Annotated in this window: 10 protein-coding genes and 3 pseudogenes; 4 read left to right on the forward strand and 9 right to left on the reverse strand. The window is 69.2% G+C overall.

Features of this window, described 5'->3' with window-relative positions; translation table 11 throughout:
* Positions 1 to 278 precede the first annotated feature (278 nt).
* Positions 279 to 1,796 carry a serine hydrolase domain-containing protein gene (locus ACIQRW_RS25760; RefSeq protein ID WP_403764428.1) on the forward strand — a complete coding sequence of 506 codons (1,518 nt, stop codon included), beginning with the start codon at positions 279 to 281 and terminating at the stop codon, positions 1,794 to 1,796.
* 32 nt (positions 1,797 to 1,828) lie between these two features.
* Here the strand turns inward: ACIQRW_RS25760 and ACIQRW_RS25765 are convergent, their stop codons facing one another.
* Positions 1,829 to 2,335 carry an NUDIX hydrolase gene (locus tag ACIQRW_RS25765; RefSeq protein WP_403764430.1) on the reverse strand — a complete coding sequence of 169 codons (507 nt, stop codon included), beginning with the start codon at positions 2,333 to 2,335 and terminating at the stop codon, positions 1,829 to 1,831.
* Between the two features lie 162 nt (positions 2,336 to 2,497).
* On the reverse strand, positions 2,498 to 3,397 hold the full coding sequence (locus tag ACIQRW_RS25770; protein ID WP_403764761.1) for an ArsR/SmtB family transcription factor: 900 nt from the start codon (positions 3,395 to 3,397) through the stop codon (positions 2,498 to 2,500).
* A gap of 60 nt (positions 3,398 to 3,457) precedes the next feature.
* Here ACIQRW_RS25770 and ACIQRW_RS25775 point away from each other — a divergent pair, with 60 nt between their 5' ends.
* The gene (locus tag ACIQRW_RS25775) at positions 3,458 to 4,630 is read left to right on the forward strand and encodes an MFS transporter (protein ID WP_403764432.1); all 1,173 of its coding nucleotides are present in this window, start codon (positions 3,458 to 3,460) and stop codon (positions 4,628 to 4,630) included.
* Between the two features lie 188 nt (positions 4,631 to 4,818).
* On the opposite strand, the gene ACIQRW_RS25780 is transcribed toward ACIQRW_RS25775, so the two are convergent.
* Positions 4,819 to 5,394, reverse strand: a complete 576-nt coding sequence (locus ACIQRW_RS25780) for a hypothetical protein (protein ID WP_403764776.1) — start codon at positions 5,392 to 5,394, stop codon at positions 4,819 to 4,821.
* On the opposite strand from ACIQRW_RS25780, the pseudogene ACIQRW_RS25785 reads away from it, so the two are divergent.
* A pseudogene (locus ACIQRW_RS25785) lies at positions 5,303 to 5,761 on the forward strand (RNA polymerase sigma factor); the annotation flags it as partial. The gene ACIQRW_RS25780 and the pseudogene ACIQRW_RS25785 sit on opposite strands and share 92 nt — an antisense overlap.
* A complete protein-coding gene (locus tag ACIQRW_RS25790; protein WP_403764434.1) occupies positions 5,758 to 6,516 on the forward strand; it encodes a hypothetical protein in 759 nt (252 codons plus the stop codon). The pseudogene ACIQRW_RS25785 and the gene ACIQRW_RS25790, both read left to right, overlap by 4 nt.
* Positions 6,517 to 6,678: 162 nt before the next feature.
* Here ACIQRW_RS25790 and ACIQRW_RS25795 read toward each other — a convergent pair whose 3' ends face one another.
* The 6 genes and pseudogenes from ACIQRW_RS25795 to ACIQRW_RS25820 form a co-directional block, all read right to left on the reverse strand.
* Complete coding sequence (locus tag ACIQRW_RS25795) at positions 6,679 to 8,058, reverse strand: FAD-binding oxidoreductase (RefSeq protein ID WP_403764436.1); 1,380 nt, start codon at positions 8,056 to 8,058, stop codon at positions 6,679 to 6,681.
* A 793-nt stretch (positions 8,059 to 8,851) separates the two neighbouring features.
* Positions 8,852 to 9,151, reverse strand: a complete 300-nt coding sequence (locus ACIQRW_RS25800; protein ID WP_403764438.1) for a hypothetical protein — start codon at positions 9,149 to 9,151, stop codon at positions 8,852 to 8,854.
* Positions 9,152 to 9,156: 5 nt separating this feature from the next.
* Positions 9,157 to 9,354 (reverse strand): annotated as a pseudogene (locus tag ACIQRW_RS25805) (hypothetical protein); the annotation flags it as partial.
* Between the two features lie 39 nt (positions 9,355 to 9,393).
* Positions 9,394 to 9,483 (reverse strand): annotated as a pseudogene (locus ACIQRW_RS25810) (hypothetical protein); the annotation flags it as partial.
* 150 nt (positions 9,484 to 9,633) lie between these two features.
* Entirely contained in the window at positions 9,634 to 10,005 is a 372-nt protein-coding gene (locus ACIQRW_RS25815; RefSeq protein ID WP_403764440.1) for a DUF6193 family natural product biosynthesis protein, read from the reverse strand.
* A gap of 8 nt (positions 10,006 to 10,013) precedes the next feature.
* Positions 10,014 to 14,813: a DUF6531 domain-containing protein gene (locus ACIQRW_RS25820; RefSeq protein ID WP_403764763.1), complete on the reverse strand. Its 4,800-nt coding sequence runs from the start codon at positions 14,811 to 14,813 to the stop codon at positions 10,014 to 10,016.
* Positions 14,814 to 15,032: the final 219 nt, after the last annotated feature.

Consider the following 15,032-nt stretch of genomic DNA (forward strand, 5'->3'; position numbering starts at 1 on the left):
ACGCGGGGACACCGATGGCTCACAGGGCCGGGGCCGGGGAGGCTGGTCCGGGCCGCACTCGTGGCGGCGGGGGGGGGGGGGGGGGAACCCCCCCCCCCCCCCCCCCCCCCGCCCCCCCCCCCCGGGGCCCCCCGGGGGGGGGCCCCCCCCCCCCCCCCCCGCGCCCCGCGGGGGGGGGGGGGGGGGGGGGGGGCGCCCCCCCGGGGGGGGGGGGGGGGGGGGGTGTACACACCCCCCCCCCCCCCCCCCCCGACGGCCAGGAATCGGAGTTACGTACGGTGGCGACCGACGCGACCGACGCGACCAACGCAACTAACGAGGCTGACGCGACCGACGAGGCTGACGCGACCGACCGGTCCCGGCTGGACGCGTATGTCCGCGACCGGCTGGAAGCGACGGGCACGCCCGGTGCCGCGCTCGCCGTCATCGAAGGCGGACGCGTCGTGCACCAACGGGGCTTCGGCGAGGATGCCCGGGGCCGGGCGGTCACACCGGACACGCCGTTCCTGTGGGGTTCGGTGTCCAAGCCGGTCACCGGCCTCGCCGTGATGCAGCAGGTCGAGGCGGGCCGGGTGGAGCTCGACGCACCGGTACGGACGTATCTGCCCTGGTTCCGGCTCGCGGACCGGGACGTATCCGACCGCGTGACGGTCCGGCACCTGCTCACCAACACCAGCGGTATCCCCGCATCCGCCTCCGGCGAGATCGCCGACCGCTACGACAACGCGCCGCGCGCCCTCGCCGACGCGGCGCGCGACCTGGCGAAGATCGCCCCGGCCGCCGAGCCCGGCGAGGTCTACGCCTACTCCAGCGCCGGTTACGCCGTACTCGGCGCACTGGTCGAGGAGGTGTCCGGGCGGCCGTTCGGCGCCTATCTGCACGAGAAGGTCTTCGATCCGCTCGGGATGGACCACGCCGTGTCCACCGAGCGGGACTTCGAGCGCGAGCGGGTGGCGCCCGGCCACCGTTCCGTCTTCGGCGTCACCGTCCCCTTCGACGCGCCCTACGACACCTCCGGCGTGCCGTACGGACATGTGGGCGGCACCGTAAGGGACTTGGCCCGGTTCACCCTCGCGCAGCTCGACGGCGGCCGGCTGGACGGCCGGCGGGTGCTCTCGGCGAAGGGCACCGCCGAGAGCCAGCGCGGCCACGTCGAAAGCGACGTGGACCGCTTCGGCCTCGGCTGGTCGGTCGGCACGCTCAGGGGCACGGGGGAGCGCATGGTCTGGAAGGACGGATCTCTGCCCGGCTACGACGCCATGGTCATCATGCTGCCGGACAGCGACCGGGCCGTGATCGTCCTGCAGAACGCCTTCCACCTGCTGCGGGCCAAGGAGTTCCACGACGCCGCGTTCGGGGTGGCGCAGCTGCTCTCCGGAGTGGACCCCGGCACCACGCCGACCGACCCGGTGGCCACCGCCCTGCCCTGGGCCACGGCAGCCCTCGCCGTACTGCTCCTGCTGTCCGTGGCCGCCCCGGCCCTGCGCCGCCTGCCCGGCAGACGCGCGGCGGCCCGCGCCCGCTCCCGCCGCAGGATCGTCGCGACCACCACCGCGTCCGTCACCGCCGCGACGGCCCTGGCGGCGCTCCTGTGGTGGCTGCCCTCGACGCTCGGCGGCACGGTGGAAATGGCGCTGCTCTGGCTTCCCGACCTGGGATGGGGCGTGGTGGCAGCCATCGGACTCGCCCTGCTGCTGGCGCTGGAGCGCACGGTCCTCGCGGCTCTGGACCTGCGACGCCAGGGCGGCGGGGTCCGGGCGCGGCCCGCCCGGACCACGGAACGACGCCCGATATGAACGGGCCGCCGAAACCCACCGGGCGCCCGGGCTCAGCGCGGGCGGTCCGTGGCGAGTCGCATGTAGCGGTTGTAGGCATCGCGGCTGTCCGAGACGAACTTCCAGCTCGCCATCGCATCCCGTAGCTCGTCGCCGGACAGCCAGCCATGCCACGCTACTTCGGCGGCCTGCGGTGCTATCTGCTCCTGATCGACGGTGGCTTCGTGCACCGCGAACCAGTACGGGCTCAGCTCGCCCCGGCACAGGAACGTGAACAGCGGGCGGACGGACGCCCGGGCCCCCATCTCCTCACGGAGCTCACGGGCGGCGGCCTCCGCATACGACTCTCCCGCCCCCACCGCACCGGCCACCAGCCAGCTGTACTCGCCGGGAAAGCGCGAGCTGCTCTCGGGCCGCCGGTGCACCAGATAGCGACCCTCCCCGTCCCGGCACACCACCATGGACATGCGGTACAGCCACCCGGCCGCCACCGCCTCGCTCCGGTCCACGACGCCGATGACCCTGTCACGCTCGTCGACGTGATCCACGAGTTCTCCCATGCCCCCCATACTCCTCCCTCACTGGCGGTGACATCCAGGACTTGCCCGGCCGATCAAGTGACGCTTTCGGGCCGGTCGTCGATGGGGAAATGTGGACATGGGGGAGAGCCGTAATGGACAGGCGTGCGTACGAGCATGAGGCATGAGGGGTGACGACGGCCCTCAGGAGTCCTGTGCCCGCACCAGCCCGTCGCCGACAGGGGTGCGGTAGTAGAGCACGGACCGTCCCGCACGGCGTCGGCCGACCAGTCCGGCATCCAGGAGCACCTTGAAGTGGCGGCCCACCGAACCGAGACCCTGGCCCGTCATCGCCACCAGGTGCGTCGTGCTCATCGGGCTGTCCAGGAGCATCAGAACGCTCGCCCGCCCGGCACCGAGCAGCTTGGCCAGTGCCTCCGGAGCGGAGGTTCGCCCCTGCTCCGCCAGCGTGCCCGAGCAGGGGTACACCACGGCGTTGCGGTGGACCGCGCCGCGGTCGTCCGGACGGTCCGTGGAGATCCACCCTCTGCGCGCTGTGACCGGCACGAACAGCAGCTGTGCGCCCATCAGTTGCCGGGGCGGGAAGGCGCGGGTGTTGATCTGTAGCCGGTTGCTGCCCAGCCAACGCATCTCCGGATGCATGCCGTCCAGAGCCGCTGCCCAGCCCAGTTGGCTCAACTGGCGTGTACGCGCGACCACATCGGCCTCGATGACGCGCCGCCGTCGCGACCAGTCGGGCGCCACGGTCTCCCGCCACACCCACTCCAGCAGGTCGGTGATGCGCTCCGGCAGATCGGCGCGCAGCAACGGATCCGGCAACGGCCCCCGGTGAGCGATCTCCAGGTCCGTGCGTGCGGTGTCGGCCAGCGTCTCACGGATCCGCGCCAACTCGTCATGGCACTCCGCACCGCCCTGCGCCTCACCCTCCCGGAAGGGCACCGGTGTCACGAAGTCGGCGATCCACCGATACCTGCCCAGGGCGACGCGCACCAGCAGGGCGGTGACCGGATCGGCGGCCAGCCGTTCACGGACGACGAACCGGCTGCTCGCGACCGTATCCGCGTTGACTTCCCAGCAGCCCAATGGTTTCGCCACCCCGCGAAACATTACCTCCGTGCCGGAACGCGTGCCGACATTCCGGCCATGCGCACCTACCAGGAGCTTTTCAGGGCTCCGGAGTTTTCCCCGCTGCTCTCGGCCACCGCCGCGCACATGGCGGCCCAGACGATCAGCAGAATGGCCATCGGGACCCTCGTCCACGACGCGACGGGCTCACCGTTCCTCACCACCCTCAGCATGTTCGGCCCGTTGCTGGCGCAGATCATCGGTGCGACCTTCCTGCTGTCGGCGACGGACCGTCTGCCGCCGCGCGCCGCGACCACCGGCCTGGCACTCTTCTTCGCAGCGGTCACCACCGTCCTGGCCCTGCCCGGTCTGTCCGTCGCGACGATCTTCGCGATCCTGGCAGTGCAGGGCATGCTCGGCTCGGTCGGCGGCGGGGTGCGCTACGGACTGCTCACCGAGATCGTCCCCGCGGAGGGCTACCTGCTCGGCCGCTCGGTGCTCAACATGTGCGCGGGAACCCTGCAGATCTTCGGGTACGCCGTCGGCGCCGTGCTCGTCAACGTCCTGACGCCCCGCGGGGCCCTGCTGACAGGCGCCGCGCTCTTCGTCGTGGCCGCGTCCGTCGCCCGCATCGGTCTCGCGAGCCGGCCGCCGCGCGCACAGGGGCGTCCGTCCGTGCGGGAGACCTGGCGGAGCAACGCGCGCCTGTGGGCATCGAAGCCGCGGCGCCGCGTCTACCTGGCGCTGTGGGTGCCCAACGGTCTCGTCGTCGGCTGCGAGTCGCTCTTCATCTCCCACGCCCCACGCCACGCGGGGCTCCTGTTCGCCGCCGCCGCGGTGGGCATGCTGGCGGGAGACACCATGACCGGTCGCTTCCTGTCCCCGCGGTGGCGCGAGAGACTCGGTGCGCCACCCCTGCTGCTGTTGCTCGCCGCCCCCTACCTGATCTTCGCCCTCCACCCGGCGCTGCCCGTGGCGCTCGCCGCCGTGACCCTGGCCTCGGTCGGCTTCTCCGCCAACCTGCTGCTCCAGGAACGCCTGATGACCATGGTCCCGGGCGAGCTGAGGGGACACGCCTTCGGACTGCACCACTCAGGGATGTTCACCATGCAGGGTGTAGCAGCGGCGATCGCCGGCGGCATCGCGCAGCTCACGTCGCCGGCGACCGCCATGACCGTGATGGCCGCCGCCTCCGTCGCGGCCACCCTCGCCCTCACGCCCGGCCTCGGGCGCCCCGGGCCTCCGGCCTGAGCCTGCGGCCGAGGACGTGCCCTTCGAAGACGCGTCGACCGGGGCCGACCTCGGCCGCAGGCTCACCGACACGGGCAAGGGCCTCAAGCCGTGAAGTACGCCCACTGCGAAGGATCTGGCTCCGACACAGCAAGGAAGCCCCGGGACAGGGGCAGGCCGGGCCCGGCCGAGCCGGGCCCGCCGCGGAGTCAGGACCTGACGAGCGTGATGTCGTCGCTCCGGAAGTCGGTGACGCTCACGGGGTAGTCACGGTCGTCCGCGGTGGCCAGCCCCCGGAGCACGGCGGTTGCGGGCTGGAAGGAGGCGGTGGGATCGATGTCGCTGGGAAAGGAGGTGGTCCACGGAACCGGGGAGCCGGGCTCGCAGACAACGATCAGGTTCTCGTGCGAACCGGTCGCCGTCGTGCGCTTCTGCGTCTGGTAGGCGCTGACGTTGATGCTGATGCGGGCCGGCTTGTTGCAGGTGGTGGTGGTGGTGCCGACGGTGATCTCACCGGTACGGGTGGCCACCGTGCCCGTGGTGTTCAGCTGTACGCCGATGGCGAGTTCCGCGGGCGGCTCGGGCATACGGGCGTGGAGCTCGCCCCGTACGGGCAGGGTGGATCCGCTGCAGGTCCGCTCGAAGGTGGCGTCGATCTCACGGATGTAGCCGTGGGGCCCGTAGGCGATGTGCGAGACGGTGTCCGAAGCCTGGCTGGAGATCGCGCGCGACCTGGGCCGCTTCCGCGGTGACGGCGCGGGTTTCCGGGGTTGGACGGTGACCATTGCCCGTCACCGTGCCCTGGACCATCTCCGCAGGCAGAAACGGCGACCGCGCACATCACTGCTGGAACAGGACATGCTGGAACTGCCGGGCGGACACGACACGGCAGCCGCGGTCCTGGAGAAGCTCTGCACGGAGCAGGCGCTCGAACTGATCGGGAGCCTGCCGCGCGACCAGGCGGAGGCGGTACTGCTGCGCGTGGTCGTCGGGCTCGACGGGCCGGCGAGCGCACGGGTGCTGGGCAAGCGCCCCGGCGCGGTTCGCACCGCGGCATACCGGGGGCTGAAGAGACTGGCGGGGCAACTCACCCGGGCCGGAGCACGCGGTGCGACGCCTGGAACACCCCGCATGCTGAAGGATGGGACATGAATCCCGAACCGGTGGATCCCCGTACCCCTGAGCTGGAGACGCTGCTCGACGTCGCGAGCCGCCCCGGCGCCCTCAGCCCGGCTGCCGAGGAGAAGGCGCTCCATGCCTTCCGTACGGCGCACGAGGAAGGCGCGCACGCGACGCCGCCGCCCCGACGGCGCAGACGGGACGACTGGCGACCGGTCGATGAGCGGCGCTGGTCACGGTCGTTCAAGGCTCTACTGGCGGCTCTCGTCGCGGCGGCGGCACTCGGCGGGGTCGCGGTGGCGGCGGGTGCCGGTGACATCCCGTCGCCGTTCGGTGGTGGCGCGGAGCCGAAGCCCGGGCAGAACGCGCCCACGGTACCCGGCGCGGCCGAAGAATCGGCTGGTGAGGGGCGCGTGGGACGGCCGCCACAGCATGCGTCGAAGCCCACCCCGCCGGCCTCGCCCACCCCGCCGGCCTCGCAGGCGTCGCCCAAGGAGCGCCCGGACACGGCGCGGGACACCGTCGCGCACTGCCGCGTCTACCTTGCGGCAACCGAGGGGCGAAGCAAGCCGCCCGGGGAGGCGGCAACAGGCCTGCTTGAGAATGCGGCGGGCGGCCGGGAGGCCGTACCGGGCTACTGCGAGCGGTTGTTGGCGGGAGAGCAGCAGGAGAAGACGGGAGCCAACAGGACCGAGAAGACCCCGGAACGTCCCGCACAGCCAGGGCCAAAGGATCGGCCGGTATCGCCCGGCACAGACGCGGCGCGAGACCCCAAGAAGAAGGGGTGACGCAGCTTTCGCCCACTGAAACCGGGACGAACGAGGTCGGTGATGGATCGTGAGAAGGCGGCTGTCGACCTACCTCCGGCCGGCCCACGAGCCGCCGCTCCACCCGGGCGCCCCGAGCGTCGTGGACGTAACGGCCCCGCCGTACGAGCGCCGGGGTCGCCGCTACGGCTTGATGTTCTGGTTCACGTGAAACAGGTTGCTGGGGTCGTAAGCCCTCTTCACCTCGACGAGGCGTTCGTAGTTGCCCCGGTAGTTGGCTCTGATCCGGTCCTGGTCGTCCTCGGCCATGAAGTTGATGTACCCGCCCTCCTCCGAGTGCGGAGCGGTGGCCTCGTAGTAGTCACGCACCCAGGCGGTGTTGGTCTCGTTGTCGGCAGGGTCCGGCCACATTCCGGCGATGACGGTGGCGAACGTGGCATCCCGGTAGGCGAAGGCCGTGTCCCCCGGCGCCACGCGGTGGCAGGCGCCGTTGATCGGATAGATGTGCACCGTCGAATTCATGGCAGGCAGGAGAGGCCCGTGATCGAGGTGGGCCGCGATCGCCGCATCACTGAGCTCGGTCACGAAGTTGGCCTTCCAGTAGTGCTGCAGGCCGGGCGGTACCAGCGCGTCGAACGCGCTGTTGAGCGCGGAATACGGCATCGGACCGACGTGCTCGGCGACCACCGGTGCGATATCGCGGAACCGTTGGACGGCGTGCTCTCCCTCATCCATGGGACCGGCCCAGCACGCGACGATCAGGATGAAGGTGTCGCCGTGCCGGTTCTCCGGGATGAACGGTAGTGGCGGGGCGATCTGGAACGCGGGGAAGCCGCCGAGTTCTTCCGGGGCGTGGGCGATGAGTTCGCGGAACGAACGCAGAACCGTGCCGGCGTCTTCCAACTCGTAGAGGATGGGCCCGCCATAGACGTCCTTGACCGGACTGAGCCGGAATTCGAACGATGTCACCGCGCCGAAGTTGCCGCCGCCGCCGCGGATGGCCCAGAACAGGTCGTCGTTTTCGTGCTCGCTCGCGACGAGCAGCCTGCCGTCCGCAGTCACCACATCGGCCGAGATCAGGTTGTCGCAGCTCAGGCCCAGGCTGCGGGCGAGGTATCCGATGCCGCCACCGAGGGTGAGTCCCGCGACGCCGGTGGTGGAGACGATCCCACCCGTGGTCGCCAGACCGAACGCGCCCGTCGCCGCGTCGAAGTCTTCCCAGGTCGCGCCGCCGTCCACCCGCGCGGTCCGTCGTTCGGGATCGACGCGGACGCCTCGCATGCCGGACAGATCGGCCACCACACCGTCGTCGCAGGTCCCGAAGCCGGGCACGCTGTGCCCACCACCACGCACCGCGAGGTCCAGCTCGTTGTCACGTGCGAAGTCGACCGCAGCCATGACATCGCCCGCATTGGCGCACTGCACCACCGCCGCCGGGAACCGGTCGATCATGCCGTTGTAGACCCTGCGCGCCTCGTCGTAGCCATCGCTGTCAGAAGTGACCACCGGCCCCCGTACGCGGTCCCGCAACCGTTCGATCGATGAGTTGTTCACCAACCTCACTCCTTGCGCGCCATTGCCGCGATTCCCTGAGATACCCAGCCCTCGACGCCGGTTGCCGCATGGTCCCCCGGCCACTCCACGACCTGGCTGCGCCCGACCCATGCGTTTTCCACGCTACGCCGATGAGTCGGATGCTCAACTCGACAGCCTCGGTCCGATAGCTGTAAGTACGGCTGATGAGCGTGCGGCCAGCGTTGCTGAAGCGCTCTGCACAGAGACGGCCCACTTCGTCGAAGCTCGACGTGAGCGTCAACGTGTCACCGAAAACACGCTCCTCGTACGCGAGTTGCCGCCCTTCACTGCCGCACACGCTAGGGCACCACGCCCACCCGCAACCACGCGGGTCAGCCGTCCCCACAGCCCCTACACGACAGGCCGACGGCGAACACGAGAAGACCCCGGTTGTTGACCAGCGTCTTCATCAAAGAGCGGGTGACGAGAATCGAACTCGCGCTCTGAGCTTGGGAATCAGCGGTACTTGAGTCTCCGGAAGGGCTCTGGCCTGCGCTTTCCTGCGAGGAAGCTGGGGTCGCCGTGGTCTCTGGAAGCTGTACCTGACCGCTGTTGTCCGCTCTGCTGGGCACGGATGGGGCACGGGGTCGGCCGCGCGACTCCCTCCCGAGGTGCAGGCGCGGGGTGGGGCGACGGGTCAGAGAGCGATGGTGCGGACTTGCTTGCCGCAGGGCGACCGTGGCGGTTGATGGCATAGGCGTACGTGCGTCCGTGCGGTCCGGCGCCCTTTAACCCACGCCGGTGATCTCCGTTCGCGCGTACACGTATAGCGAAGGATTTTTCACCGGTGAGACCATTCGACTTCCCACTGCGCTTCGGCGAAGAATCCATCCAAGTCCTCACGGTTCTCCACCCAGTAATCCCCACATCCGTTGAAGAACTCCGAGTCCTCGGCGAGGAGGATCAAGTAGCTCGGTGGGTTGTCAGGGAGTTCGTTGATCCTGACGAACTTTCCGAGTTCGTCTCCTGCGGTGATTTTTCCGACCCTGTTGATCTTGATCGTCTTTTGCTCTCCCGGAAAGCCGACGTGCATGATGCCGTCCGCACTGCGGAACACGCCGCGATTCACTCCCTTTTCCACATAGTCAGGGTGATGCGTCCGGCGGCATCGTGTTCGTACCGCGCCTGCCCAGCACGGGTGATGGTGGTGCCGGTGTACGAACGGGGGCCGGTGGTTGCGTGCCCCCGGTGGGAGGAAGGCCACTCGGTGGCGGACTGGTTGCCGGCGGGGTCGTAGGCGTACGACTCGTTCCAGTTGACAGCCTCGACGGTGTCGACCACGCCGAGGAGAGCGTTGTCGGATCCTTGATGTATTCGGTAACCGCCCCCACTCTGAGGGAAGGCTGTACCGATGCCACGAGACCAGGGATATCGGGTGCACCGGCGCAGGTACAGGACGCCGCGGCTGACCATAAGTCAGAGCTCGCGCAGCGACGGGTGCTGGTAAGCGGCTCGGGGAACGGCCGGATTGATGAGGTCCCTGCCGTAGGACAGCACAACGACCACGCTGCCGCCACGAACTCGGCCGCGCTTCGGGATATACCGTTGCTCGCCGTGGTGTGATCACAGATCGTCAGGGGTTCCGTCGACGGCCGGCCCGCAACCGTCGGGAAGGCTGGCGGCGATCAACGCGTATGCCTCTTCGACGGTGTCGACCTCGCCGAGGAGAGACTTGTCGGACTCGCGACGCACTCGGTATCCACCCTTGGCCAGCGGGTAGGCCGTACCGACATCGTTTGTCCAGGGCCACCGGGTGCACCGGCTCAGGTACAGGACGCCGTGGCTGACCATGGGCCAGAGCTCGCGCAGCGACGCGTGCTGGTAAGCAGCCCGGGGAACGGCCGGATTGATGAGGTCCCTGCCGTAGGACAGGGTATCGGACCACTCTGCTGCCACGACCTCAGCCGCACTTCGGGACTTTTCGTTGCTCGCCATGATTTTCGTTACCTCAAGTGTGTCGGCAGGTTCGACAGGTCTGGTTGTATCTCGGGAATGTTCGGCTTGAGTACGGTGACTTCCTCGTATCCCCCCTCCTCGTTTCGGGTGTACCACTTTATCTCCTCCCACGGTCGCCCAGGACGTTCGTCATCTGGGTCTCCCCACGCGGCTGCCCCATCATAATTGCGTACTGCGTAGGCGACTTCGCTCATCTCCCATGCTGTGCCGTGGCCTTGGCCCGGGTAGTTGTCCTCGTGCAGGGTGTTGAACGGAGCTCCATTCTGTGCCGCGTTCTGGAAAGCGTCCACAATATCCTCGGGTGAGCTCCAGTTCCCGACCCTGCCACTGCTGTTGGGCATGCCGTCGAGCGTGATCGACAGAGTGGTACCGCGATCCCCGATGGCCCCCATCACGTTGGTCATCCAGACCGGCCCGCTTTCCTCGACTCCGGCATAGTTGTCCCCGTTGTAGGTGTGTGCTCCAGGATCGCCGTTGGCGCGGAGATACTCGGCGAGGGAATTCGAGGCAAAATCGGGCTTCTTGTTGATGCCCAGCACCACGCTGTGCTCGTGCTCCCCGCTCCGGTGGGGGCATCCTGCCAGCCCCAGCGGGTCGATCCACCGCGTCGGGTCGTCGACATAGGTGACCGCGTTCGGGGCCGGGGTCAGACCGAGCGGGTCGGGGGAGAGGTAGCGGCCCGACTCGGGGTCGTAGTGGCGGTGTCGGTTGTAGTGGAGGCCAGATTCCGGGTCGAAGTACTGGCCGGGGAAGCGCAGGGGGGTGTACGCGCCGGCGTCGCGGTTCCATGACGTGGCTCCCCACAGGGCGGAACGGGTGCGCCACGCCACCTCGCCGTGCTCATCGACCAGTTCACGGGGCGTGCCGATGAGGTCGGTGATGATCGCGAAGAAGCGGCTGTCGACTTCCGTCTGGTCCACCAGCCGGCGTTCCACCTGGGTCACCGGCTTCACGCCGTCGTGGTCCCAGGTGAGGGCGACGGAATCCGGGGAGCCCGTCGTGGAAGTGGTCTGTTCGCAGAGGGTGTCGCCGTCCCAGGTGAAGGTCACCTTCTCGACCACCGTCGCCCTGTCCTCGGCCAGGCGCTGCTTGGCCGAGCGCCGTCCCAGGGCGTCGTAGAGGTAGCGCCAGCGCGTACCGTCCGGTGTGGTGACCGAGACGAGGCGGTCCTCCGCGTCCCAGCCGTAGTGCCAGGTCTCGGGCTTGCGGGAGAGGCGGGTCCTCTGGCGCAGGATCACCCGGCCTTGGGCGTCGTGCTCGTACCGGACACGGCCCGCGCGGGTGATGCGCGTTCCGGCGTACTCGCGCGGCCCGGAGGCGTCGCCCGCGCCAGGCCAGGAGGCACTGGTCTGGTTCCCGGCCTCGTCGTACGTGTACCGCTCCGACCAGTTCGCCGCCGTGACGCCGGTGACCCGGCCGTCACCGGATACCTCCAGTCGCTTGCGGCCTCCGGTCAGCTCTTCGGACGAAGCGAGATGGCCGTCGGGACGGTACGTGTACGTGCGGCGCTGGAGGACCCGGTCACCGGTCGTCCGGACGAGCTGGTCGATCAGGCGCCCCGCCGGGTCGTACGCGAGGTCGACGGTCAGCGCGTCACCGATCCGGCGGTCGGTCTCGCGTCCCGTCTCGTCGAATCGGAAGCTCAGACGGTGGCCCGAGGCATCGAGATCGGCGGTGCGGCCGGCCGGGAAGGACCAGGAGCTGACGGCACCGGACGGGGTGACACGACGGGTGCGCCGCCCGGTCTCGTCGTAGGCGTTGACCAGTTCGCGGCCGTCGCACACCTCCCGGAGGACCCTGCCCGAGCTGTCGCGTACGTACGACAGCTCGCTGTCCGGGCCCGTCGCCGAGGCCAGACGGCCGTGGAAGTCGTAGGCGAAGCGCGTGACGCTGCCGTCGGCGTCCTTGGCGGTGACCCGGCCCGCGAGGTCGCGTTCGTAGCGGACCGTCTGGCCGAGTCCGTTCGTACGGGAGATGAGTCGGCCGCAGGAGTCGTGGGAGTAGCGGAGGGCGCGTCCGTCGTAGTCGGTCTCCGCGCTGGTACGGCCTGCCGCGTCGTAGGTGTAGTCCCAGGTCAGACCCTGGGGGTTGGTGACCCGGGTCAGGCGTAGCTCGGTGTCGTGGGTGAACTCCTGGCGTGTGCCGGCCGGTGTGGTGCGGGCGGAGACCAGGTCGAAATGGGTGTACTCGAAGCGGGTCTCGCCGCCTGCCGCGTCGGTGTGCACGAGGCAGTTGCCCTCGCCGTCGTACGTCCACGACTGCTGCGAGCCTTCGGGGTCCGTATGGCGGGCGAGCTTGCCCTCGACCGTCCACTCCAACTCGGTTGTGCGTCCCTGCGGGTCGGTGATGCGCACTGGGCGTCCGAACGCGTCCCGGACGTAGCGGGTGACCGCACCGAGCGGTCCGCGGACCGCCAGCGGCAGACCGGCCGCGTCGCAGCGCAGCCGGTCCAGCGCGCCCAGGGAGTCATCGACACCGATGAGCTCTCCCTTGGGGCCATGGGTGAGCCGGGTTATGGACCCGCCCGGCCGGGTGAAGAGCGTCGGGTTGCCCCGGTCGTCGTACTCCTGGCGTGAGGTCGCGCCGTCGGGGCCGATGACGGCGGCTAGCTGGTTCAGCTCGTTGTACTCGATCCGGGCGCCGTTGCCGTCGGGGTGCACGACCCGGACCGGATTTCCGCGATCGTCGAAGGTGTACGTGGTCGTACGACCGAGCGGGTCGGTCCGGGACAGCAGCCGGTCGTACCGGTCGAAGCTGCGGTGGGTGACGCCGCCCAGCGCGTCGATCTCCGCGACGGCCTGGAGCCGGTCGTTGAACTGGTGGACCTTGGTCGCGCCGAGGGAGTCCGTGTACCGGGTGACGCGGTCGCCAGTCTCCGGATGGACGTCGTAGGCGAACGTGGACGACAGATAGCCGTCCGGGCCGACCGTGCGGATCACGCGGCCGGCGTCGTCGTACACATAGCGGAACGTGGAGTCGTTACGGTCGGTCCACGAGGTGATGCGGTCGTCCGGGTCGTACGTGAAACGCAGCGGCAGACCGGACGAGTTGATGACGGCGTCGAGGTTGCCGAGAGGGTCGTAGCCGTAGCGCATGACGGTGACGGGACCGTCCTGCGTACGCAAGGACAGCTCACGTATGCGGGAGTCCTCGACGGCCAGGGCGAGCCGGTAGCCCCCGGAGTGGACGACGGCGGTCGGACTGCCGTCCCCGAGGCGGGCGAAGTCGATCCGATTGAGGTTGCGGTCCTCGATCTCCCTGAGCCAGTAGGCGGGGGACGCGTTGTACGGGCCGCCGCGGAAGGAACGCGTCAGTCCCGAGCGGGGGTCGGTGACGAGGTAGCTGGTTTCGCTGTTGGCCTGGCCTCCGTGCCGGAGGGGCAGCCGGGGGCCTTCCACGGGGAGCACCCCGTCGTCGTCCTCGGGCAGAGGTAGCCGCGGATAGACGAGGAGCGAACCGTCCTCCCGCGACCACACCGCGCCCCCGCCGAGCGGGTCCAGTTCGATCCGCTCGTCCAGCGTGGAGGCCCAACTGCGGCCGAACCACTGGCCGTAGCGATAGCCGGAGAGATGGGTCCGGCGAAGGACGAGAGGAAGGACTCCGGGCAGGGCCAGGTCGGTCTGCGGCAGGGTCATCTCGCCGGTGGCGACGTCCACCGGGTCGTTCTCGCAGGTCTTCTTCTCCAGCGAGATCGCGTTACGGCGCGACTCGTCCTTGGCGTTCTTCAGCGCGTCCGCCTTGGTGCGGGCGGAGTTCCGGGGAGCATCGGGGCGTGGGCCGTCTTCCTTGTCGCCCTTCCGCACCTTGACGCCCTTGGACATCATCTCCTTGATGTCCAGTTCGATCTTCTTCTGGTTCTCGGAGATCTCCTTGACCGCTTTCGGCAGTGTCTTGCCGAAGTGGTCGCCCATCGCTTTGTTGGCCTTGCCGAGTGCCTTCATGGCCTTGTCGATCACGGGGTCCAGGGCGCCGGCGATGTCGTCCCTGCCGCGGGTACGTCCGTGAGACGTCCTGGCCTTGGACAACTTCCCCGCGGTCTTGCCGTGAACGTCGACGCTGACCAGGTTGAGCTTGGTGCCCGCGCGGGTGTGCTCCGCGTGCTCGATGTGCACGCCCTTGCCGGGTGCGGGGCCAGGGCCGTCGGCCGAGGCGAGCTGAAGGGAATCCTTGGCCCCCGCCACTCCTTCGTTGAAGCCTTCCTTGCCCGACTGGCCGACCTGGTTCATGTCGACGCCGTCCTGAAGGCCGAGCATGTTGGCGCCTACCTGCACAGCGAGATCCGCGGCCATGTTCTCCAGCGCGGCGACGGCCGGCTCGGTCAGGGCGGAGACGATGTATCCGACGACCTCCTCCATGCACTCCTTGATGATCCGGCGGATGGCCTGCTGGGCGACCGCGATGGCTGCCCCGCCGATGAGCATGGACAGCCCGCCGGTCACTGGTATCAACGCCATGGAGATGCCCGCCTTGCCGGCGAGCACGCCCAGGTGGACGATTGCCGCGTACTTCATTGCTTCGATCGCCGTGGCCGCGTTGTCCAGTGCGCCGGCGATCGTGCGAGCGCCACTGGCCAGGTCCTTCACGTGCTTGTTCTTGACCTTGCCCCAGTGACCCTTGAGCGCGTCGAGGGCTTCACCGCTGCCGGAGGACAGCAAACGTTGCACGTGCTGGTTGGCAAGGTGACCGTCGTCCTCGACATCGTCGGCGAACTCCCGGAGTGCGTCGGCCATGTCCCGGTACGCGTCTTCGTCGACGTTCGGCCAGTTGATCCCGATCAGGTCAAGCATGGTGTCGGCCCAATCGGGCACGGTTACAGCCACAGTGCGAAGTCCCCCCGTGCAAAGCTGCGTTCACTGCATGCAGATGCGAACAGGATCTCATTCCTGCACCGCGATACCAAGATCGTCTAACTCCGGCGTGCGTGGGCGGGAGGGCAGCTGCGAGGTGAAACCGTTGACGTCTGGCGACAGATTCTCGCGGCGAGGCGGTGGCGGAGTGTGGCCTGC

This window comes from Streptomyces sp. NPDC091287 (genome assembly GCF_044768525.1).
Classification (GTDB): domain Bacteria; phylum Actinomycetota; class Actinomycetes; order Streptomycetales; family Streptomycetaceae; genus Streptomyces.